This window comes from Streptomyces sp. NBC_01788 (assembly GCF_035917575.1).
In the GTDB taxonomy this organism is placed as follows: domain Bacteria; phylum Actinomycetota; class Actinomycetes; order Streptomycetales; family Streptomycetaceae; genus Streptomyces.
The window spans coordinates 7,331,833-7,355,941 of the sequence record NZ_CP109090.1 but is presented as its reverse complement, the minus strand read 5'-3'; the positions used below and the strand labels follow the sequence as shown (position 1 = coordinate 7,355,941).

General features: G+C 73.9%; 6 protein-coding genes (1 of these 6 cut by a window edge). All 6 read right to left on the bottom strand.

Annotated features, from left to right (window positions below):
• Position 1: 1 nt before the first annotated feature.
• Tightly spaced (at most 12 nt apart), the 6 genes in view from OIE49_RS32660 to OIE49_RS32635 form a layout consistent with a single transcriptional unit that may run on beyond the window.
• Positions 2-1,273 (bottom strand): beta-ketoacyl synthase N-terminal-like domain-containing protein, encoded by a 1,272-nt coding sequence (locus tag OIE49_RS32660; protein WP_326805433.1) that lies wholly within the window; start codon positions 1,271-1,273, stop codon positions 2-4.
• A complete protein-coding gene (locus OIE49_RS32655) occupies positions 1,270-1,512 on the bottom strand; it encodes a phosphopantetheine-binding protein (RefSeq protein WP_326805432.1) in 243 nt (80 codons plus the stop codon). The genes OIE49_RS32660 and OIE49_RS32655 overlap by 4 nt, the downstream gene beginning before the upstream one ends.
• A gap of 12 nt (positions 1,513-1,524) precedes the next feature.
• Positions 1,525-2,766 (bottom strand): hydroxymethylglutaryl-CoA synthase family protein, encoded by a 1,242-nt coding sequence (locus OIE49_RS32650; protein ID WP_326805431.1) that lies wholly within the window; start codon positions 2,764-2,766, stop codon positions 1,525-1,527.
• Entirely contained in the window at positions 2,763-3,026 is a 264-nt protein-coding gene (locus OIE49_RS32645) for an acyl carrier protein (RefSeq protein ID WP_326805430.1), read from the bottom strand. Before OIE49_RS32645 ends, OIE49_RS32650 begins: the two co-directional genes overlap by 4 nt.
• The gene (locus OIE49_RS32640; RefSeq protein WP_100570195.1) at positions 3,010-3,999 is read right to left on the bottom strand and encodes an LnmK family bifunctional acyltransferase/decarboxylase; all 990 of its coding nucleotides are present in this window, start codon (positions 3,997-3,999) and stop codon (positions 3,010-3,012) included. Before OIE49_RS32640 ends, OIE49_RS32645 begins: the two co-directional genes overlap by 17 nt.
• Positions 3,999-24,109: the 3' portion of an SDR family NAD(P)-dependent oxidoreductase gene (locus OIE49_RS32635; protein WP_326805429.1), read on the bottom strand. It continues 1,219 nt past the right edge of the window; only the last 20,111 of its 21,330 coding nucleotides appear in the window; the start codon falls outside the window, past its right edge — the gene reads right to left on this strand; the stop codon is at positions 3,999-4,001. Before OIE49_RS32635 ends, OIE49_RS32640 begins: the two co-directional genes overlap by 1 nt.

Sequence of the window (24,109 nt, the reverse complement as noted above, 5' to 3'; positions counted from 1 at the left end):
GTCATACCCCCTCGTTGGCGAAGACCACGGCGGAATGGAAGCCGCCGAAGCCGAAACTGTTGGACAGCGCGAATTCGGCGGCCAGCGGCACGGCGGCGGTGCCGGCGAACCGCAGCCGGGGCTCCACCGGGTCGGCAAGCCACGGGTTGGGGTGCGCGAAGCCGCCGGCCAGCTGAGCGACGGTGGCGACCGCCTCGACCACCCCGGCCGCGCCCAGGCAGTGCCCGGTCAGCGCCTTGGTGGCGTTCACCAGCGCGGGGGCGTCCGGGCCGAGTACGCGCAGCAGGGCGGCGGCCTCGGTGCGGTCACCGAGCGGCGAGGCGGTGCCATGCGTGTTGACGTAGCCGAGCTGCCCGGGGGCGACTCCGGCCCGCTCCAGGGCGGTCCGCATCACCGCGGCCTCCACCTGCTCGCTCGGGTCGGCGAGGCTGGTACCGCTCAGCCGCAGCGCGTGCCCGGCCAGCCGGGCCAGCACCCGCGCGCCCCGGCGGCGGGCGCCCGCGGCGGTCTCCAGCACCACGGCGGCGCCGCCGACACCGTCGGTGAAGCCGCGGTGCGCCCGGTCGAACGGACGGCAGGGCGGTTCGTGGTCGGTGTCGGCGCCGGTGGCGGCGGGCGTCATCGCGCCCAGCGCGCGGTAGGCCTGGCGTTCCATCGGGGCGAGTTCGGTGGGCGCTCCGAGCACCAGGCAGGCGTCCACCGCTCCGGCGTCGAGCAGCCGGGCGGCGGTGATCAGCGCGATGTTGCCGCTGGCGGACGCGCCGCCCACGGTGCAGCCCTCGCCCTCGATGCCGAGGACCTCGCTGACCACGCCGACCTGATCGGTGTCCTGCATGTGCAGTGCGTACCGGCCGGGGACAGCGGCGGGACGGTCCCGGTAGCGGTCGGCGGCGCGGTGCGCACCCGCGCCGGTGAGGTTGTTGCCGGCCACCACCAGGCCCAGCCGCTCGGGTGGCAGGGCCCCCTCGGCGAGTCCGGCACGCGCCCAGGCCTCCGCAGCGGTCAGCACGGAGACCCGCACGCCGAGCGGCGACCTGGCCGCCGTCCGGGCCGCCTTCTCCGGCACCCACCCGCCGCGGGCCCGGCGCTCCGTGAGCAGGGCCGGGTAGTCGAAGGGCGGCAGCGGCGCGCCGGGTGAGTCGGCGTCCCGGTCGGCGGCGGGCAGCAGGGCGCTGCGGCCGGCCCGCAGCGCGTCGGTGAAGGCCTCCAGGCCCGCGCCGGCCGCACAGTGCACGCCGAGGCCGGTGACCACGACGCCGCCGCCGGGGGTCACGCGGAGTGCCGGGCGAGCAAGGTGACCAGCGAGCGGATGTCCCGGGTCTGCTGGAACTCCATCACGGGCACGCTGATGCCCATGTCCTCCATGGTGAGGGTCACCACCTCGGCCCGGTCGATGCTGTTGCAGCCCAGTTCGGCGAGGCTGTTGTCGAGGGTGACGGTGGAGGTGTCCAGGTCGTACACCACGACGCCCAGATTGCGCCGGACCGCCTCGAAGATGTCGCTGTCGTCCATCTCGTTGTTCTCCTAGACCCACTCGTAGGTGCGGTGGTAGCCCTCGGTGCCGCGGTACGCCAGCAGCGGCTCCCGGCCGCCGGGGCGGGCGTCGAGGAAGCGCAGGTAGCGCTCGACCTCGATCTTGCGGTTCTCGACCGGGACCAGACAGCGGCTGTTCTCGGCGAGCAGCTCGGTGTACTCGGCGAAGCCCAGCGGAACTCGTGCGGTCAGCCGGCCCGCGATGTCCAGCTCGGCGAGCGCGGCGCGGGAACCCTCGTCGATGAGTCCGCTGAAGAACTCGGAGGCGCAGCCCGAGCCGTACGAGAACAGGCCGACCCGGGCGGTGCCCCGGTACGGGGCGTTGTCGATGAGGCTGGCCAGGGCCAGGTAGACGGAGCCGGAACAGAGGTTGCCGACCTGGCTGGGGTAGACCAGCGAAGGCGACACCCGGGCGGCGAAGTCCGCCTCGATGGCGTCAGGGGTGGCTCGGGCATGTTCCCGCATGAGTTTGCGGTGTGCGGCCTTGACCAGCCCGGCGAACGGGGTGTGCAGGGCGAGTTGGTCGAAGGTGGTCTGCAGGTCGACATCGGCGACCTTGCCGCAGTAGTCGGTGAAGCTGTTGGACACGCAGTCCAGGTAGGCGAACAGCGAGCCGTCGACGTCAGCGATGTCGTAGTCCGGCATCGGCCGCGCCGAGTCCATGGTCTCGTAGGCGTGCGTGCCGAACGCGCCGAGGTCGAGGGCGAGGACCCGAGGATCATCGCCGAGCAGCATGGCGGAGGCGCCGGTGCCGGTGGCGGGTTCCGCGTAGCCGGCCCGGGCGTCCACCATGGACACGTCGGTGGCGATCACCAGCGCCTTGGCGCCCGGGGAGACGCCGGAGGCCAGGTAGCCGGCGGCGATCTGCAGGGCGCCGGTGGCGGCGTAGCATGCCTGCTTGACCTCCATCACCCGGCACTTGCGGCTGAGGCCCAGGAACTCGTGGACGTACGAGGCGATCGACTTGCTGAAGTCGACGCCGGATTCGCTGGAGGTGAGGATCAGTTCGATCCGCTCCTTGTCCTGCGGGGCGAGCCGGTTGACGATCGGAGCGGCCGCGTTGACGGCGTTGGTGATCGGGTCCTCGCAGGGCAGGGCGATCGAGCGGGCCCGCATCATCAGGTGGCCGATCCGCTCCCGGTCCAGGCCGCGGCCCTCGAACAGCTCGGCGGTGGACAGTTGGGCGAAGCCGGCGTGGACGTTCAGCGCCTCGATGCCGATCCGGACGGTCATCGCTGCTTCACCTCCACCAGGAAGTCGATCAGGGCGTCGATGTCGGGCACGGTGCTGAAGCCGGCCATCGGCTCGCGCACTCCGAGCGCGTCGATCAGCGCCATGATGATCTCCACCCGGTCCACCGAGTCCGCGCCGAGGTCCTTGAGGTGCTTGTCGCCGGTGATCTGCTCGACGGGCACCTGGGGCAGGATGGCGGCGACGGTCTCGTGCACCAGGCGGGTCACTGCGGCGCGGTCGGTATCACTGCGCTGCGGCATTCGAGCCCTCCAGTCGTACGTGCAGGGTGCAGACCGCCAGGCAGCGGCCGCTCGCGGCGTCCTCGACCACCGCGTTCCAGCGTTCCTCGGCCGGGTCGTCACGGCGCCGCCAGGAGCGCAGCCGGATCCGCAGCACCGAGTCGGCGTCGGCATTGCCGAGGTAGCAGAGCTGGTGATCCAGCACCGTTCGATCGAGGAATCTACGGTCGGCGCGTCCCTGGTTCCGCCACATTTTGAGCAGGGCACCGTCGATGATGGAGAAGTACGAGGCGAAGTAGAGGAGTCCGACGCCGTTGATGTCGCGGGTGATGTCGATCGGGTACTCGACCTCGTCCGCGGCCACCAGCTCCTCCCACTCCGGGTCCTGCGGGTCGTGGAAGGTCTGCCGGACCCGGGCCGACCCGTACGCCGCCCGCGGCGAGTAGGCGGCGGGCAGGTGCGGCAGGTGGGCGTGCCGGAAGTCGGCCGGCGCGGAGGTGATCAGTCCCTCGTTGCTGCCGGCGTGACTACGGGTGACCCAACGGTTGAAGTTCTGCACGTACAGGCAGTCGGGCTGCCGGGCTGCGAAGAACTCGTCGGGATCCAGGCCCTGTTCGGGCTTCGCCTCGGAGCCGGGCGGCACCCGGCGGATCCGGTGCAGGGTCAGCACCGACTCGCTGCCGTAGCCGAACACCCGCGAGGTGGTCTCGATCCGGTCGCCGAAGGTCAGCGCGCCCGTGTGAAGCTGCCCGCCGGAGCGGACCCTGAAGTAGTAGAAGGAGAGGTAGGTGGGCCGGCCCCGGTCGTTGACCGCGTTGAACGCGTCGGTGCCGCAGACCTCGCTGACAGTCTCCCAGGTCCAGTCGCCCACCTGGCCGATGAACAGCGAATTGTGCCCGCACATACCGGGTTTGACGGTGACCAGCCGGCCGACCGAGCCGTCGGGGGCGCGCCACACCTCTGGCCGCAGCAGCGAATCCTCGGTCCCGGGCATCACTGCGCCCCCTTCACAGTGGTCGGTGTGTCGAGCTCGGTGTCGTGCCCGGTGTCGTGCTCGGAGAGGAACCCGGCGAGAACGGAGTTGAACACCTCCGGCTGGGTGAGCGCCGGGAAGTGGCCGGCTCCGTCGATCTCCGCGTACCGGGAGTCGGCAACCGCGCCGTGCAGCAGGTGTGCGGTCTTCTGCGGGATCACCGAGTCGTAACGGCCCTGGATGATCAGCGTCGGCACCGCGATCAGGGGCAGCCGGGACAGCAGGTCCGGCTCGGTGGCGAACACGTCCAGGTAGCGCAGACCGGTCTGCGGGTCCATGCTCTCGGAACGCAGCAGCACCTCCTCCAGTTGCAGGCGCCGCTGCTCGTCGGGAGCTCCCGCGCCGCCGGCGGCGATCTTGTCGAAGTCCTCCTGCAGCACCACGTCCAGGCGGTTGACCTCGCCGACCCGGTTGGCGCACTTGTACGAGCTGCAGATCAGGGTCAGCGACGCCACCTCGTCCGGGTGCTCCAGCGCGTAGGTCTGCGCGGTCAGGCCGCCGAACGAGGCACCCGCGAGGTGCACCGGGCCGGTCGCGCCGAGTTCGCGCAGCGCAGCTCGGTGTACCTCGGCGAGGCCCTGCAGGGTCAGGTCGGCGGAGGCGTTCGTGCGGCCGACGCCCGGGGCGTGCAACACCACCACCCGGTAGCGGTCGGACAGATCCGCGAACTGGTGGCGGAACACGCCCGCCCCGATGTTGAACGGGTGGATGAACAGCAGTGTCGGCCCGTTGCCCGCCATGAAGGCCTCCACCTCGCCGCCCTGCGGGATGCTGACGATCCGGTGCTCCACCGGCGCGCCGAAGTCGGTCAGCACGCCCAGGTTGTCGTCCTTCGCGCGGACGCCCGCGCGCAGTGCCGCCTTGATGTCCTCCGGCACCACCGCCGCAGGGTGGAACACCGCCTGCGCGGGGGCCGCGGTCAGGTCGACCGGGATGAGCTCGACCGGCGCCGGGCCGGAACGGTACAGCCGGGCCAGCCGCTTGCCGATCTCCCGGATGTCCGAGGTCTCGGTGCCGACCGGGACCGCCAGCCGAATCAGCGGCGCCGCGCCCGCGCCGGTGGCCAGGTGCGGGCCGCCCCGGACGCCGGTGTGCTCGAAGATCCAGTCCAGGCAGGAGGGCACCGGGTGCTCGAAGTCCGCGAACTGCTTCATCGCGGTGGTGTCCAGCAGCACGCAGTGCCCGGCCGCCGGGCCGATCACGGGCAGACCCGCCCGCGACAGCAGGTTCCACAGCATCTTCACCGCGGCCCGGCGCCGGCCCACCTGCTCGGCGACGCCGCCGGAGTCCGCCAGGGCCGCCGCGATCTGCCGCCGGCCCGCCAGGTTGATCTGGTGGCCGCGGGTCGACACCTGCTCCCGCAGCTGCTCGACCAGGCCCGGGCGGGAGGTGGCGACCAGACCGCCGAAGTCGATGCCGAAGTCCTTCGACAGGCCCATCGTCACCGCGTCGGCGGTGGCCAGCAGATCTGCCGTCACCTTCCATATGCTCCGGCCCTGTTGGCCCACCTCGTGCTCCACCACGAACGCCGCGTTCTCCAGCGCCCGGGTGGCGTCGAGCACCAGCGGGATCCCGGCCGCCACCGCGATCCGGCGCACCTCGCGCAGGTTCGCCAGTGAGATCGGGTAGCCGCCCTGAGCGTTGTCGCTGAGTTCCAGGCAGATCATCGACACCCCGCCCGGCCGCTCCGCGAGGATCCGCTGCAGGGCTGTCACGTCGACATCCCGGAACGGGCCGGTCCTGGTGACGGGCCGGCAGTCGGACAGCGCGACCGGCTCGAAGCCGTTGTCGGCGAGGCTCATCAGCAGGGTCGGAAACAGCCCGTTGTGCACGACCGCCTGCCGGATCCCCGGCCACGAACGGCACAGCAGCGCCTCCGCGGTCCGCCCCGACGGGGTCGGCACCACGCACTCGAAGTCCAGCCACGGCACCCGGGGCAGGCCCTCCGCCCCGAGCTCCACGCCCGCCGCCGCCTCGGTCAGCCGGGCCATCCGTTCGGTCACCGCCGGGGTGGTGAGCTCGGCCCACGAGTCGGTGATCAGGTCGAACCGCACCGCGGAGGTGGGCAGGGTGATCGGGTTGTGGCCGTGCGCCGAGTCGCTGCCGGCCGGCTGCGGAGCGGCGGCGCCGGCGGGCACCGGATGCTCCGGAGCGGGAGCCGCGGCCGGCGCGGGCGCGGCGGTCCGGACCGGGGCCTTGGAGTCGGACTTGCAGCTGGAGTTGGAGTTGGACGTGGCCGGGAGGTCGTCGAGGGCCTCCGGCGCGGTGGTGTCCAGGTCCGGGCTGGCGATCATCAGGATCACGTCGGCGACCGCGCTGCGCCGCTCGTCGTCCGGCTGGCACAGGTAGATCGTCGAGTTGGTCGGCCGGAACTTGTTCTTGAACTGGAAGTTGCCCTCGTCGAAGATGCCGACCGACCGCAGCTCGGACAGGCCGTTCTCCACCTCGGGCGAGGAGTTCAGGGACTCGCCCGCCTTGACGCCGAAGCTCGCGCCGAAGCTGAAGATCCCGACGCCCTCGGCCGCCAGCGTCTCGATGATCCGGACGATCGCGAACTCCAGGCCGCCGAGCGGCGCCTCCTTCGGGTAGAACTCCAGGTCGAGCAGCCAGCCGGACTCCGACGGAATCTTCGTCACGATGATCGCGCTGGCCAGCTCGCCGTCCACCCGGGTGAGGAACATCCGGTGACGCTCGGCGAGTTGACCCCGGCCGATCTCCTCGCTGACCACCGCCACGTACGGGTTGACCATCTGCTTGGTCTCGCCCCAGCGGCTCATCATCGCCACGATCTCCTGGTCGACCGCGGGATCGCTGCCCACCTGGTACTCCTCGGTGGTGCACTCCCCCGCCGCGGCGAACCGGTTCACCATGTAGCGCAGCCGGCGCATCCGGCTGCCCTCCATGGTGAAGGTGCTCAGATCGTCCAGCCGCTGCACCGCGCCGAACGGCGTGGCGCTGAACGGCCGGCCGGCCACGGACTCGATGTGCTCCAGCGAGAGGAAGTTGGGCTGCAGGCCGTGCCGGTCCGCGTAGGCGACGTACTGCTCGATCAGCTTCGGGAAGTACTCGCGCGAGCCGGCATAGCTCCACGCGAACAGCACCCCGCCCTTCCGCGAGAAGTTGAAGTATCCCTCCCGCTCGGCGCCCAGGAACATCAGCGGCGCGATGTCACGCCCCGCCAGGCCGCCCTCCTTCGCCCACCGCGCGTCGACCTCCGCGACCACCGCCGCCAGCTCCGCCCGCTGTGGCAACTGCCGCTTGCGCAGCACCGTCCAGCCGCCGACCGGCTGCTCCGCCCGCGCCGCGGCCGCCGTCGGGGCGGCGGGCTGCTCCGGACCGGCCGCCGTCGACGACAGCGCCTCGCGCAGGCCACCGGCCGTCGCCGGGCCGTACTCGGCGAGCAGGTGCTCGGTCAGGGCGGACACCGTAGGGTGGTCGAACATCAGGGTCTTGCGCTGGGCACCGAAGCGCTTTTCCAGCGCGCTCACGGTGCGCAGCATGTCGAAGGACGTCAGGCCGTCGTCGACGAACGCGACCCCCGGGGTCAGGGTGCGTCCCGAGATCATCGAGATCAGGTCGACAAGCAGCTCCTGCGGGTCGAGCGCGGACTCGACGGACGGCGCGACGACGGGAACGGGGACGGGCTCTGGCGCCGGTGCCTGTGCCGGCACCGACTGCTGTTCGGGTGCCGGCTGATCCTCCATGGCGGCCACCACGGCGGCGGTCAACTGTTCGACGTTGTCGTAGTCGTAGAGCTCGGACGCCTTGAGGTCCAGGCCATAGCGGTCGTTGAGGTCGCGGACCAGTTCCATCCGGAAGATCGAGTCGAGGCCGAGGTCGACGAACGAACTGGTCATCAGGATCGTCGCCGGGTCCAGGCCGAGGATCTCCGCCAGCCGTGAGTGGATCAGCCCGGCGACCTCCTCCCGGACCGCCTCCGACACCTGGACGACGACAGGGGCCGGGGCAGGGGCCGGGGCAGGGGCAGGGGCAGGGGCAGGGGCCGGGACGGCGGCAACGGCGGGGGTCGGGTCTGGGTCTGGGTCGACAACCGCTGTGCCCGGCACCGGAGTTGTAGTCGCCGTTGCGGTCAGCTTGATCAGGCCGCCCGCGGTGCGGGCCGGGGTGGTGCCAGGTGTCGGGAGCGGCAGGGCGGTGCGGGCCGGGAACTCGACGGTCGCCGGGGCCACCTGAGTCACAGCGGTCACCGGGGCCGCCGAAGGCTCAGCGGTTGCCGGGGCCGCCGGGGCAGGGGTGGTGGCGCGGGGGGTGAACCAGTGGCGCACGGGGTTGAGGGGGAAGCCGGGGAGCGGGAGGCGTCGCGGGCGGGTGGCGGGCCAGTGGGACGCCCATGCGGTCCGGCCGGTGTCGAGCCACTCGCGGGCGGCGGGGTCGGAGGGGCCGTCGATCCGCTCGCCCCGCGCGACGGCGACGAGTTGAGCCAGCAGCGGGCCGCGGTCGGCGGCCGTGAGGACCACGCGTTCGGCGTGGGCGTCGCGTCCGGTCTGCAGGGTCCAGGCGACGCGGGCGGGCTCGGCGTCGGGGTTGGCCTCCAGATGCCGGGCGAGTGTCGCCGCGTAGTCGCGCAGGGCGGCGGCGGTCGGCGCAGAGAGCGGGAACAGCTGTGCGGCGGCAGGGAGTTCGGTGAAAGCCGGGGTCTCGTCGCGGTACTCCTCAAGCACCACGTGCGCGTTGGAGCCGCCGAAGCCGAAGGAGCTGACGCCCGCCCGGCGGACGGTCCGGCCGGTGCCGTCGTCGACACCGGCCCAGTGCGCGGTGCGGTCGTTGACGTAGAAAGGGGTGCCGTCCAGGCGCAGGTACGGATTGAGTTCGGTCAGGTGCAGGGTGGCGGGCAGTTGACGGTGCTTCATGCTGAGCAGGGTCTTCAGCACGCCGGCGATGCCGGACGCGGCTTCCAGGTGGCCGATGTTGGTCTTCACCGCGCCGAGCGCGATGTGCGGGCGGCCGGCCGGCGGCAGGCCGGCTTCGGCGGACAGCTGGGCGAAGGCGCGCTTCAGGCCCTCGGTCTCCACCGGGTCGCCGAGCGAGGTCCCGGTGCCGTGCGCCTCGACGTGGCTGACGGTGTCCGGCGACAGTGCGGCCCGGTTGTACGCCTGGACCAGGACCTGGGCCTGGGCCTCGGGATTGGGGGCGGTGAGCGAGGTGGAGCGGCCGCCGTGGTTGACGGCGGTGGCCCGGATCACGCCGTGGATGTGGTCGCCGTCGGCCTGTGCCCGGTCGAGCCGCTTGAGCACCACAGCGCCCGCGCCCTCGCCTCGCACGTAGCCGTCGGCGGCGGCGTCGAAGGTCTTGCACCGGCCGTCGGGGCTGAGCATCCCGGACTTGGTGAACGCGGTGAACAGGCCGGGACTGAGCGTCGCGTTGACGCCGCCGGCGATCGCGAGGTCGCAGTCGCCGTCCAGGATCGCTCTCGCTGCCCGGTGGATCGCAACCAGCGCGCTCGAGCACGCGGTGTCCACGGCCTCGCTGGGGCCGCGCAGGTCGAGCAGCCGGGAGATGCGGTTGGCGAGCACCGCGTGCGACAGGCCGGTGGCGGTGTGCGCCTGGACCGGGACGCCGTTGGTGCGCATCAGGTCGTCGTAGTCGGTGGTGGAGACCCCCGCGAACAGACCGGTGGCGCTGCCCGCGAGTTCGGACGACCGGTAGCCCGCGTTCTCCACGGCCCGCCACACGACCTCGAGGAACAGCCGCTGCTGCGGGTCCATCAGGCCCGCCTCGGTGGCGGAGATCCCGAAGAAGGCGGCGTCGAAGTCGGCGATGTTCTCAAGGAACCCGCCGCGCAGTTCCCGGGTCTCCGGGTCCTTCCGGAGGTCGGTGCGGTCGGCGGGGACGGGGCCGACGAGGTGGTCCCCGGCGGCGAGGTGCCGCCAGAACTCGTCGAGGTCGGCCGAGCCGGGCAGCCGGCCGGCGACGCCGACGACCGCGATGGGCGTCGGGCCGTACAGCTGCTCCGGGTCCGGGTCCGGGTCCGGGTCCGGGTCCGGGTCCGGCTCGACGACGGCGGCGGGTGCGACCGGCTGGGGCGTCGCCACCGCCGCGGGCGCCACCGGCTCCGGCGCCGGCTCGGCGACGGGGGCCGCCCTCCGACCGGCCGTCCGGGATATCTCGTCGGCGTGGTGGGTCACCAGGTAGCGGGCGAAGTCGTCGAGGGTCGGGCATTCGAACAGGACGGTGGGCAGCAGGTCGAGACCGTAGGTCTCGTTGACGTCGACCGAGAGCTGGGTGAGCGTGATCGAGTCGAAGCCGGAGTCCAGGAGCTCCGCGTCCATGTCGACCTCGTGCTCGTCGACCAGCAGGAACCCGGCGGCGATCCGGCGCAGTTCGGCCCGCACCACGAGATTCGGGTCGACCGCCGCATGGACGGGCGCCAGGGCCGGAGCGGACACCTGTACGGGGGCGGGCGCGGCCTCGGGCGCCGCAGAGGCCGCGCCCTCGACAACGACCAGCACCGGCTCCTCGCCGGCCAGGGCCTGGCAGAACACCCGCAGGCCGGTCTCGGTGGTCATCGGGAGCATGTCCCAGCGCTGGGCGTACAGCCGGAGGGTGGCCTCGTCGACCCGCATGCCGCCGTCCTTCCACAGCGGCCAGGCGATGGCGACGGTGCGTCCGTTCCGCAGTCCCTGCCCGCGCAGGCGTTCCCGGGTCTCGGCGAAGCCGTTCAGGTAGGCGTTGGCGTAGGCGTAGTCGACCTGGCCGAGATTGCCGACCTCACCGGCCAGCGAGGAGAAGACGGCGAAGAAGTCGAGCGGCTGCTCGCCGATCGCGTTGTCGAGGTGGGCGACGGCGAGCTTCGGGGCGAGCACGGCCTCGACCGCGGCGCGCTTCTTGTCGACGGCGCGGCCGTCGTGCACGACCCCTGCGGCGTGGATGACGCCGTGCAGTGCGCCGTAGAGGTCGATGGTCTCCTCGACCACCAGGCGGATCTGTTCGGAGTCGGTGACGTCGGCGCGCTCCCACTGCACGGTGACGCCGTTGCCGGCGAGTTTGTCGAGTCGGTCGCGGGCGTCGCGGTCGGGTCCGCTGCGGGTGACCAGGATCAGGTTGAGCGGGCGGCCGTGGACGGCCATGAACTCGGCGACCCGGACGCCGAGGGCTCCGGTGCCGCCGGTGATCAGGTACGTGCCGCCGGGGCGGAGCGCGAGGTCGGCGGGCTCGCCGCCGGTGGCCGGGGTGAACTCGGCGAGCCGGCGCAGCAGTCGGGCCCCGTCCTGGTAGCCGGACTGGGCCACCGGGTCGTCCGCGGCGGGCGCGGTGAGTTCGGCGAGGATCCGCCCGGCAGTGTCCCCCTCCGGGCCGACCGCGAGACAGCTGCCGGTGAAGCGGCTGTGCTCCATGGCGAGGCTGCGCAGTGCGGCGGCGACGGCGGTGTGCTCGGGCTGGGCGTCCAGCGGCGCTCCGCGGTGCGCGTAGACGGCGCGCAGCGGGGTGCCCGCGGGAGCGGTGGCCAGCAGGGCGGTGCAGGACCACAGCAGTGGGAGGAATCCGGCGTCCGGATCGGCCGCGCCGGCGCCGGCGGCGACCACGACCGCGTTCGGCAGGGCGCCGGTCTCGGCGAGCCGGGCGGCGAGCCGCCGCAGGTCCTCGCGGTCGCCGGTGGCCACCGTGTACCGGTCCTCCCCGGTGGCGGCGAAGACGGCGCCGGGGCGGGCCAGGATGGACCGGGTGCCGCCCCCGTCGAGTCGGCGGGCGAGTTCGGCGCCGAGTTCCTCGTCCACCGCGACGATCAGCACCGTCGACGGGAGCCGGGGGGCGGTGGGAGCGAGCGGGGCGGGTTCCCAGACCGGGCGCAGGTAGCGACAGACGGTGGCGGGCTCGGCCGGTGCGGCGGGCGCCGTGGTGGCGGGAGGCGGCTCGGCGGTGTAGTCGGGCAGCCAGTGGCGGCTGCGCTCGAACGGGTAGGGCGGCAGCTGGACCCGGCGGGGGTGCGGCGCGGGCCAGCAGACATGCCAGTCGACGGGCACTCCGGCCGTCCAGAGCCGGGCCAGCTTGGGGAGTTGGCGCTTCGCCAGGATGGTGGCGACCAGCGCGGCCCCGTCCTCGTCGTCGAGCAGCGACCAGCCGCCGGAGTCCCCGCCGACGCTGCCCACGACCACCCCGGCGCTCGCCGTACCGCCGACGAAGTCGCGCAGTCTGTCCGCGAGTTGGGAGGTGTCGGTGGCCAGTACCGCGAGCCGCTCGGCCATCTCGCGCCGCCCGGTCTGGCTGGTGCGGGCCAGTGCGGCGAGCGGGAGCTCGGCGCCCTCGGGGGTGGAGAGCAGTTCGGCGACCCGCTCGGCGTAGCGGACCAGCTGGCCCCGGGTGCGCGCGCTGAGCAGGAAAAGCTGCTCGCCGCCGGGCAGTCGGGGCATCGCGGGGGCGGTGCGGGGTCGGTATTCCTCCAGCACCACGTGGGCGTTCGCACCGCCCGCGCCGAAGGCGCTGACGCCGGCCCGGCGCGGGGATCCGTCGGCGGGGGCGGGCCAGGCGACGGTCTCGCGGGGCAGGTAGAACGGCGAACCGGCGAAGGGGATCTTCGGGTTGACGTTCTCCAGGTTGACGCACCGGGTGATCCGGCCGTGCTGGAGCTGGAGCAGCGCCCGGGTGAGTCCGGCGATGCCGGCCGCGCCCTCCAGGTGGCCGATGGCGGCCTTGACGGAGGAGACGGCGCAGCGGAACTCCTCAGGAGAGGCGCCCAGTTCCTCGAAGGCCCGGGTGAGGCTGGCGATCTCGATCGGGTCGCCGAGGGCGGTGCCGGTGCCGTGCGCCTCCAGGCTGCCGATGGTGTGCGGGTCGACGCCGGAGCGGCGCACGGCCTCAGCGATCAGCGTGGCCTGCGCCTGCGGGTTGGGGACCGTGTAGCCGCCGGTCCTGCCACCGGCGTTGACGGTGCTGCCCTTGATCACGGCGAGGATCTCGTCGCCGTCGCGCTCGGCGTCGGCGAGCGGCTTGAGCAGCACCGCGCCGACGCCCTCTCCGGGTACGAAGCCGTCGGCGCGCTCGTCGAAGACCTTGCAGGCGCCGTCCTCGGCCAGCATGTTGAGCGCGGACAGCGACACGTGGTGCGCGGGGTGCAGGATCAGGTTGACGCCGCCCGCGACGGCCATCCGGCACTCGCCACGGCGGAGGCTCTCGACGGCGAGGTGGACCGCCGTCAGCGAGGAGGAGCAGGCGGAGTCGACGGCGAAGCTGGGGCCCTGGAAGTCGAAGTGGTAGGAGACCCGGTTGGCCACCGACCAGTACGCGGAGTGCGCGCCGGAGAGCTTGCCGCGCGCCCAGCCGGTGGCGGCGAGCCGCCCGTACGAGCCGTACATGACGCCGGCGAACACCCCGGTCATCGTCTCGTGGGTGGAGCTGCCGAGGTAGCCGGCCCGGTCGAGCAGGTCCCAGCAGGTCTCCAGGAACAGGCGTTCCTGCGGGTCGATGTCGGCGGCGTCGCGCGGCAGGATGTTGAAGAAGGCGGGGTCGAACTTGTCGATGTCGTCGAGGAATCCGCCCCACCGGCTGTAGCTGCGGTCGCTGCGGCCGCGCCTGGCGTCGAAGGTGGGCCGCCAGTCCCAGCGGTCGGCGGGGACCTCGGTGACGGCGTCGCGACCGTCCTCCAGGTTGCGCCAGAAGGTCTCCACGTCCGGCGCGCCCGGGTAGCGTCCGCTGACGGCGATCACCGCGATGTCTGCGGCCTCGTCATGCGCTGCCGGGCGGTGCCGGGCCGGTTCCGTGGCAGGCACGGGCGGCGTCTGCATGACCGGGGCAGCCTGCACGACCGGGGCGGGCGGGGCGGGCGGTACCGGCGGCGCGGCCTCGACGGGCGGCGCAGCGGGCCGGAGCAGCGCGGTCAGCTGCTCGGCACGGTCGGTGCGCAGGTGGTTGGCGAGCTGATCGATGGTGAGATGCTCGAACAGCAGGGTGGCGGGCAGCGCACCGAGGTCCTGCTCCATCCGGTACAGGATGTTCTGGCCGACCAGCGAATCGATCCCGTACGTCTCGAAGGTCGCGTGGTCGTCGAGTTCGGCGGCACGGAACTTCAGCACCTCGGCGAAGACCTGCCGCACGTAGCCGCGGATCTGGGCCGCGGTCAGCGCCGGTGTCTGCTCGGCTGTCACGTTCAACTCCCGTTCGCTCGTCACCAGGCACTGCTCGAGTTCGTCCTCGGGGGTGCCGGGGATGCCGCGCACCCCCGTCACCCGGAATCCCGCATCGGCGAGGACGGCCCGCCACTGGGCGGGGCCGAGCAGCGCCGAGTCCGGGAGGCGGCGCCGCGGGTCCTCGAATCGCCACCAGCCTTCGGTGAGGCCGAAGGTGAGGGTGACGAACTCGGAGGAGCTGGTCACCTCGTTCACGGCGAGCACGCCGCCGGGCCGCAGCAGGGTGCGGACGTTGGCCAGGGTGCGGCCGATGTCCCGGGTGGCGTGCAGCACGTTGGTGGCCAGCACGACGTCGGCGCAGCCCGGATCGAAGCCCTGGGCGGTGGGGTCGCGCTCGATGTCCAGCAGCTCGTAACGCGTGCCGGGTGCCGGGTGGTTGGCCTCGCCGTGGCGCAGGAAGGCCGGCGAGATGTCGGTGTAGCGGTATGCGGTCGGCAGGCCGGCCGCGGCGCAGGCGGCCAGCACATGGCGGGTGGCGGAGCCGGTGCCGGCGCCGATCTCGACGATCCGCAGCGGCCACTCGCCGCCGGTGAGCCGCTGCGCGGAGCCGACCACCTCGGCGGCCATCAGCCGGTGGAAGTGCTCGGCGCCCGGTCCGTCGGCGTAGACCGGTTCGACAAGGGCGGGCGAGCCCTTCGGGAACAGCACCTCGGTGGCGGCGACCCGGCCGGACAGGATGCCGGGGACGCCGGCCACGCAGACCTGGAGCAGGGTCAGGTGCGGCGCCATCGCGGGGTGGGCGGCGGCGAACTCGGTGACCGGTAGCCGCGCCGGGTCGAGCAGGGCGCGCCGGAAGGTCAGCGTGCCGTCGCTGTCCAGGGTGGCCGCGCCGGCCCGTTCCAGCACCCGCAGTACCGCGCCCAGCACGGAGCGGTTGCGGCCGCCGGCGCCGAGCCGGTCGGCGAACTCGTCGAACGTCGAAGGCTCTTCCAACGGCGGCAGTTCCGGCAGTGCGGCGAACTCGGCACGGAGCAGGTCGGCGGCCACCATGTCCAGTGCGACGAAGCCGGCCCGGGCCCGGGCCAGCGGATCGTCGGCCTCGGCGCGAACGCCGAGCCGGGCCAGTCCACGTGCGTCGGCCTTGACCACCACGGCCTGCGGCAGGCCGGCGGCGAGCACCCGGTCGAGCGCGGCGAGCCCCTCCTCGGGTTCGATCGAGCCGACGCCGAAGGCGGCCAGCCGCTCGCCGTAGCGCTCGTCGGCAACCACCCCGACGCTGCCCCAGAAGCCCCAGTTGAGCACCTGCACGGGGTACGGGACCCGGGAGTCCAGCCACTGCGCGTAGGCGTCCTGGAAGGTGCTGGCCGCGGCGTAGGCGGCCTGGCCCGCCGAATCGGTGAAGGAGACCGCGGAGGAGAACACCGCCAGCAGGTCGAGCGAGTCCTCGCGCAACGCGTCGGCGAACGCGGCGGTGCCTGACACCTTGGGCGCGAGCACCTCGCGGAAGGTCTGCGGGTCGGCGTGCAGCAGCGTCCGGTCCCGCAGGTCGAGGGCGGCGTGCACGGCGCCGTTCAGAGTGCCGAAGCGGGCCCGGGCGGCGGCCACCGCACGGTCGAGCTGCGCCGGGTCGGCGGCGTCGGCCTGCAAGTAGACGGCCTCGCCGCCGAGTTCGGCGATCTCCGCGAGCGCCGCATCGATCGCCGGGTCCTGGGCGCGGCGGCCGATCAGCGCCAGCCGGGCCCGGTGGGTGCGCGCGAGGTGGCGGCCGAGGGTACGGCCGAGGCCGCCCGCTCCACCGAGGATCACGTACGCGCCGCCCTCGCGCCAGGGCAGGTCGCCGCCGGTCGGCCGGGCGGCCCGCAGGGTGCGCCGCAGGCGCTGCCCGTCGCGCAGCGCGATCAGTCGGTCGGCGGCGGGTTCGCGGGCGAGGAGCACGGCCAGTTGCCCGGGGGCGGCCTGGGTCGTCCCGGCGTCCACGCAGCCGACCGTCCAGCTCGGGTACTCGGCGGCGGCGGCGGCGCACAGGCCGAGCAGCCCGGCCGCGTGCGGCCGCAGCGGCTCGCCGCCGGTCACCGCTACCGCGCCGAACAGGACGGCGCGGACGGCGAGTCCGGTGTGCGCCGCACCGAGGGCCAGCAGCCGCTGGACCAGCCGGAGCATCGCCGGCACGCTCCCGTCCTGCTCGGGCCGGTGGGCGGGCGCCGGGTCGGTGAGGAAGTAGACGAGGTCGGGGACCTCGGTCACCGCGTCGATGTCGTGGTGGCCCACGATGCGGACGTGGCAGTTCCGGTGGACGTCCCTCAGTTCGGTGGCGAGCGCGCCTGCGGCCTCGGGGTGGCAGATCAGCACTGTGCCACCACCCGCGGCCTCCGCCGGGGCGGGCCCGGCGTTCTCCCAGACCGGCCGGAAGATCCCCGGGCCCTCGGGCACCGCGGCGGCGGCAGCCGCCGGGCGGGGCACCGCGCGCAGTGAGACGCCGTCGAACCGGACGCACAGCACGCCGGATCCGTCGGTCAGCGACACGGTGAACCGGTCCTTGCCGGTGCGCCGGGCGTACGAGTACCGGGCGAGTCCGGGCGAGCGCAGCACCGTCACCCGGTCCACGGCGAACGGCAGCAGCGCCTGGGGGCCGTCCGCGTCCAGCAGCGGGGCGAGCACCTGCAGCCCGGCGTCCAGCACCGCTGTGAGCCCCTGCCACCCGGCGGGCCCGTCGGCGGGACGCAGCGTGCCCAGCGTCTCACCGCCGCCGGCCCGCACCTGTTCGAGGCGGCGGAACGAGGGCCCGTACGCGAGGCCTGCGGCGCGGAACACCCCGTACAGTTCGTCGGCGTCCCGGACGCTCCGGCAGCGGTCGGCGGTCAACCCGATGTCCAGCGGCGGCTCGGCGGAGAATGCAGCCGCCTCCTCGGCGGTCAGCGCCGCGAACTCGCCGCGCACGTAGGGGCCGTCGCCGTCCTCTGCCTCCAGCCTGAACGACCGGCCCGCCGCCGACTCCTCCCCCGCCAGCCGCAGCCGACGCGGCTCCGACAGCTCGCACGGTCGCAGCCAGCGCACCGCGGACAGCCGGTACGGCAGCCCGGCGAGGTCGGCGGCCAGCGCGAGCGCCGCCGTGCCGGGCAGCATCGGACGGCCCGCCACCCGGTGGTCGGTGGCGACCGGGTCCTCGGGGCGCACCACCGTGACGCTGTCGGCCCCGCCGCCCGGGCCCGCGGGCCGGACCGGCTCCTGGGCCGCCTGCCGCGTCGGAGCCGGGAGCCGGCGGTCGTCCGCCATGCCGGGAGGCACCACGTGATCGGCGGCGGCCGGACCGGTGGTCCAGTAGTGCTCCTGCGCGAAGCGGTACGTCGGCACCGCCACCCGCCGGCCGCCGACCGTGAGCACCGCCCAGTCGGGAGTGCCCCCTCGGACGTACGCGGCGGCCGCCCGCACCAGCGGGTCCTCCGAGCCGGCGGCGTCCTCCAGGTTCGCGCGGTCCGCGAGGTAGCAGCCGGGGCCGTCCTGGTTGGCCGTCAACTCACGCAGCTGCGCCAGGAGTTCCTCGCGGCCACCGGTAATCAGCGCGGCGCGGACCGGCAGGTGGGCGCGGCCCAGTGCGCGGGTGTAGGCGATGTCGGCGGGTTCCAGCGCGGGGTCGCGCTCCAACGCCTCCGCGAGGTCCGCGGCGACCTGGGTGAGCGCCTCGGGTGTACGGGCCGACAGCGGGACCAGGAAGCGGGCCGCCTCCGGCCGGCGCTCCGGCGCGGGGCGGACGGGCGGTTCGGCGAGCACCACATGGCAGTTGGTGCCGCTGAAGCCGAAGCTGCTGACCGTGCCGACCCGGACACCGTTCGCGCCCGGCTTCCACGGCGTCAGTTCGCGGACCACCCGCAGGCGGCCGCCCGACAGGTCGAGCTTCGGGTTGGCCTCGGCGAAGCCGGGCAGCGGGGGCAGCGTGCGGTGGCGCAGCGCCAGCACGACCTTGAGCAGTCCGGCGATGCCGGCTGCCGTGGTGGTGTGGCCGATGTTGGCCTTCACCGAGCCGAGGGCGGTGAAGCCCGGCCCGTCGGCGGCGCCCAGCACCTGGTTGAGCGCCTTGACCTCGATCGGGTCGCCGAGGTTGGTGGCGGTGCCGTGCGCCTCCACGTACCCGATGTCGTCGGCCTCCACGCCGGCCCGGCGGTGCACCGCGCGCAGCAGTTCGGCCTGCGAGGTGGCGCTCGGCGCGGTGATGCCGTTGGTGCGGCCGTCGCCGTTGACTCCGCTCGCCTTGATCACCGCGTGGATCCGGTCGCCGTCGGCGAGCGCCGCCCTCAGGCTTTTCAGCACCACCGCGCCGACGCCCTCGCCGAGCACAATGCCGTCCGCGTCGGCGTCGAACGGAATGGACCGGCCGGTCGGCGAGAGCATCCCGACCCGGCTGCTCCACACCTGCATCTGCGGCGTCGTCATGACCGCCACACCGCCCGCGATCGCCAGCTCGCAGTCGCCGCCGCGGATCGCCTCGCAGGCCAGGTGAACGGCCGTCAGCGAGGAGGAGCACGCGGTGTCGACCGTCATCGTCGGGCCGCTCAGGTCGAGCAGGTACGCGACCCGGGCCGCCAGGATCGCCATGTTGTTGCCGAGGAACGCCTGCCCGGTGTCCCCATGGCCGGCCGCCCGCAGCAGGTGGTGGTAGTCACCGCCGCTGGCCCCCACGTACACCCCGCACCGGAGCCGCTCCCCCGGGCCCGCGTAGCCCGCGTCCTCCAGCGCCGTCCACGCCTGCTGCAGGAACTGGCGCTGCTGCGGGTCCATCGCCTCCGCCTCCATCGGAGACAGCTGGAAGAACCGCGGGTCGAAGCCGCCGAGATCCGGCAGCAGTGCCGCCCACCTGCTGTACGAGCGGTCCGGGACGCGCCGGTCCGGGTCGAACCAGCCGGCGCCCCAACGGGACTCCGGCACCTCGGAGATGCTGGTCCGGCCGGCGGCCAGGTTCGCCCAGAACGCGTCGAGGTCCTCGGCGTCCGGGAAGCGGCCGGCCACACCGATGATCGCGATGCCGTCGGTGTCGTGCGCCGGCGGCCGCGACGGCTCCGCGGCCTCGGTCCGGGGCGCGAGCGGGGCGAGCTGAACCGGCTGAACCGGCTGGGCGGGCTGGGGCTGTACGGGCTGGACAGAAGTGCCGCGCAGCGGCCGGAGGCGCGCCTGTCCGGGGGTGGCGGGGGCGACCTGGGCGACTGAGGCGGCAGCAGCGACGGGTGCGGCAGGGGCCGGCGGCGCGAGCTGCACCGGCGGTGCGGCGGGTGGTTCGGTCGCCGGCGGCGGCTCCGGCGCGGCAGACACCGGCGCGGAAGCGGGTGCAGCCGCGGGCGCGGGCGCTGGGGCAAGCGCCGAGCGGTGCAGCGCACGGGCCTGCCCGGCGGTCTCCAGGACGTGCGCCGTCAGCCGGGCCACCGTGGGGTGGTCGTAGACGGCGACCGAGTCGATGTCGAGGCCGAAGCGCTGGTTGAGGCTCCGCACGATCTCCACCGCGCCGATCGAGTCCACGCCCAGCTCGCTGAAGCTGAGCTGACGGTCGATCTCCTCCTCGGTGGCGTACACGATTGCGCAGAGCGTGGCGACCACCAGCCGCTCCACCTCTGATGGGTCGGGGAGCGCGGCCTCGGGGGCGTCGACCGGCTGCGCCGCCACCGGCACCTCGACGGGCGCGGCAGGCGTGACGACCGGCACCGCATCGGGCACGGCGATCGGCGGAGCGACCGGTACCTCGACCGGCGCGGCAGCGGTGGCCGTCGCGCCGTAGTCGCGGACCTTCCGGAAGTGCTCCCGGACCAGGTCCAACGAATCTCCCCCGAGCACCCGTTCGTGCATCCGGACCTCGCGCTCGACGATCTCCGGCAGCCGGGCGAGCAGCCGGCCGGCGAGTTCCGCCTTGACCTCGGCGACCGCCTCGGCGGGCTTGGCGGCGATCGAGCGGGCCAGGTCGAGCGCGGTCGAGAGCACGTCCGCCCCCGGGACGACGGTCACCGAGGCGCCGCGGCGGACGAGTTCCTCGCCGCGGTAGCTGCGGCCGGTGAGGAACATTTCGGTGGCCAGGGTGCAGCCGAGGCGCTGCTCGAGCACCAGGGTGGCGCCCATGCCGGGCGTGAAGCCGTACTTGAGGAAGTTCGCCCCGTAGGAGCCGTCGTCGGCGAGCACCACCAGGTCGGCGTAGAGGCCGAAGGCGAGACCGCCACCGGAGGCCTGGCCGCGCATCGCGGAGACCACGGGGCGGCGGCAGCGCAGCAGGCCCTCGTAGACGAACGGGGTGTCGGTGAACCGGGTGTGCTTCTCGGCCAGCTCTTCCAGGGCCTTCGGGGTCGCACCGAGGTTGAAGACGGTCTCGGTGCCGGTGAGCACCACGGCGCGGATGTCCTCGCGGGTGTCGATCTCCGCGAAGGCCGCTTCCAGACCGTGCGTCAGTCCGGCGGTGAACATGTTGCGGTGGGCGTGGTCACGCATGGTGACCAGCGCGATCCCGTGCTCCAGGACCCGCAGTTCGACCTCGTCGCCGTGGTACGGCTCGACCACCCGGGAAGCGGCCGGCGCGGCGGCCACCGCCGGTGCGGAGACGACGGCTTCGCCGTTGCGGCGCTGCCAGTCGCCCAGCCAGTGCCGTTCCTCGCGCAGCGGCGGGACCGGCAGCGACACCCGGCGCGGGGCCGGGCCGGTCGGCGCACGGTCCGCCCACGGCACGTCGGCCCCGGCGCTCCATGCCGCTGCTACCTCCTCCAGCCGTCCGGCACGGACCAGTTCGGTGAGTTCGGGGCGCGGCCCGGCGGCGCCGGCCCTCTCATGTCCCCAGTACTGGCCGGTCTCGGGGGCGGCGCCGCTCAGGTAGCGGTCGAGGGCGGCGAGCAGCTGCGCGTGATCGGCGGCGAGGACGGCGAGGCGGCTGCTCAGCTGGTCGCGACCGACCCGCAGGGTGTGGGCCAGGGCGGCGAGCGGGACGGCGGGCTGCGGCCCGGTGTCGAGCTGCCCGGCGAGCTGGTCGATCGACCGGTCGCCCTCGGCCGGCAGCTGCCGGCCGAGGCCGGGCCGGTGCTCGTCCAGGACCTTGCGGACCAGGGCCAGACCGGTGCGGTCGACTCCGAGGTCGACCAGCGGCTCGGCGGGGTCGACGGCGTCGGCGGGGACGCCCAGCACCTGGGCGACGGCGCCGGTGAGCACCCGGCGCAGTTCCGCGGCCCCAGCCGGCGACGGCTCCGCCGACCCGAGCAGCACGGCCCGGATCCGCTCGGCGTACACCCGCAGGGCGTCCGCGTCGCGCGCCGACAATACGATCAGCTCCCGTCCGCCGCCGGCGGGCTGATCGGCGGGGGCGCGGTACTCCTCCAGCACCAGATGCGCGTTGGAGCCGCCCGCGCCGAAGGCGCTGACGCCGGCCCGGCGCGGCGAGCCGTCGGCTGGGGCGGGCCAGTCGGTGAGCTCGCGCTGCAGGCGGAACGGGGTGGTGGCGAGGTCGATGGCCGGGTTGACCACCTCCGCGTGCAGCGAGGGAGCGAGTTGATGGTGCTTCAGCTGGAGCAGGGTCTTGGTGACGCCGGCGATTCCGGCGGCGCTCTCCAGGTGTCCGATGTTGGACTTCACCGACCCGATCGCGCAGCCGCCCGACCCGGTGTCGGCTGCGGCGAAGGCCTTGCGCAGGCCGTCGATCTCGATCGGGTCGCCGAGCGCGGTGCCGGTGCCGTGAGCCTCCAGGTAGCCCATCCCGGACGGCGGCAGACCGGCGGCGTCCAGTGCGTCGCGGATCAGCGCGGCCTGCGAGGTGGGGCTGGGGACGGTGAAGCCGCTGGTCCGTCCGGTGTGGTTGAGCCGGGTGGCCCGGATCACCCCGTAGATGTGGTCACCGTCGGCCTCGGCCTTCGCGAGGGGCTTGAGCAGGACCGCGCCGACGCCCTCGCCGGGCACGTAGCCGGTGCCGCCCGCGCCGAAGCTGCGGCAGCGGCCGTCGTCGGAGAGGAAGCGGCCCTGGGCGAGCTGCAGGTACTTCTGCGGGTGGGCTGCGACGTTCACGCCGCCGGCCAGCGCCATCTCGCACTCCCCGCGGCGCAGGCTCTCCACGGCGAGGTGAATGGCCGTCAGCGACGAGGAACAGGCGGTGTCGACGGCCATGCTGGGGCCGGCCAGGTTCAGCGTGTACGAGACCCGGTTGGCGACGGCGGCGTGCATCGCGGTCGGCTGGACGCCGTCCTCAGCGCCCTGCACCAGCTGGTAGTGGTTCCACATCACGCCGGCGAACACGCCGACGGGGGAGGCGGTGGTCCGGGACGCCGGGTAGCCGGCATCCTGCAGGGTCTGCCAGCAGGTGGTGAGAAACAGGCGTTCCTGCGGGTCCATCCGTTCGGCGTCGCGGCGGGAGATACCGAAGAACGCCGGGTCGAAGCGGTCCATGCCGTCCAGGAACCCGCCCCAGCGGCCGTAGGTGCGGCCAGGCCTGCCGTGCTCCGGGTCATGGATCGCCGCGTGGTCCCAGCGCTCCTGCGGCACCTCGGTGATGCAGTCGCGGCCTTCGGCGAGCAGCCGCCAGAACGCGTCGACGTCGGCGGCCTGCGGATACTGTCCGGCCAGGCCGATCACCGCGATGGCGTCCGGTCCGTGTCCGCCCGGCGCGGCGGCGTCCGGTCCGTGTCCGCCCAGCGCGGCGGCGTGCGGCTCGGCGAGGTCGCCGTCGGCGAGCGGCAGGCGGTCGTCGGACCAGGCGGGGTCGGCGTGGGTGACAACCAGCCGGCTGTCGTCGGCGGCCAGCGCCCGCTCGAACAGCTCGATGCCGGTGCTGGTCGGCAGCGGGCTGGCGCTGTGGGTGCGGGCGGCCCGCTCGGTGACCTCGGCGTCGACCCGCATGCCGCCCTCCGCCCACAGCGGCCAGTCGACGGAGACGCTCCGGCCGGGCCGGGCGGCCAGGTAGTGGTCGACGTAGGCGTTGGCGTAGGCGTAGTCGCTCTGGCCGGGGTTGCCGATGGCGGCGGACAGCGAGGAGTAGGCGGCCAGGAAGTCCGGTCGGTCGGCGCGGGTCGCCTCGTCGAGGTGGCGGATGCCCAAGATCTTCGGGGCCAGCACCTCGCGGATCTGCTCGGGCCGCTTCGCCAGGAAGATGCCGTCCCGGACCACCCCTGCGCAGTGCACGACGCCGTCGATCCGGCCGTACAACTCGTGTGCGGCAGCAACGAGTTCGCGAACCTGGGCGGGATCGGTGACGTCGGCGGTCCGGTACTGCGCGTCCGCGCCGTACCGCTGCCACTCCCGCATCCGCCCGAGCAGCGCCTCGCTGGGTGCGGAGCGGCCGGACAGCAGGATGCGGGCGCGGCGGGTGCGGGCGAGGTGCTCGGCCAGCATCGGTCCGAGGCCGCCGCCCCCACCGGTGATCAGATAGACGCCGCGCTCGCGCAGCACCGCTTCCCCGGCCGGCGCGGGACTTTCCACCACCTGGAAGCGCCGGGCCCAGCGCTCCCCGCCCGCGTGCCGGACCTCGCTCTCCGCGGACGGGTCGGCGGCCTCGGCGAGCAGCAGCGCGGCGAGCTCGGCTGGACCAGCGGCGGCGGGCACCTCGACGGCGCGGACGGCCAGCGCGGGCAGCTCGGCCGTCACGGTGCGGCCGAGCGCGGCGACCGCCGCGTACTCCGGCTGCTGCCGGTGCGCGAACAGCACCGCACGCACCCGGGTGGGGCGCCGTTCGCTCGCCGCCGCGCAGGCCGCCCACGCGGCGACCGCGACCTCGGCCGGGTCGGCGGTCGACCCGCCGAGTCCGGTGGCGTCCAGCAGCGTCCAGGATCGGCCGTGCCGCTCCGTCAGCGCGTTGAGCTGCGCGCCGAGCAGCGCCCGATCGCCGAGGTCGACCTCGACGACCAGCGCGCCCGTAGCGGCGGCCCGTTCGGTCAGCGTGGCGAGCAGCGCCGGGTCGGCGCCGAGCACGGCGAGGTCGGTGGGCACGGTCTGTGCGGAGTGCGCGACCCGCTGCCAGACCGGGCGCAGCAGTTGCGCCCGGTGCGGGC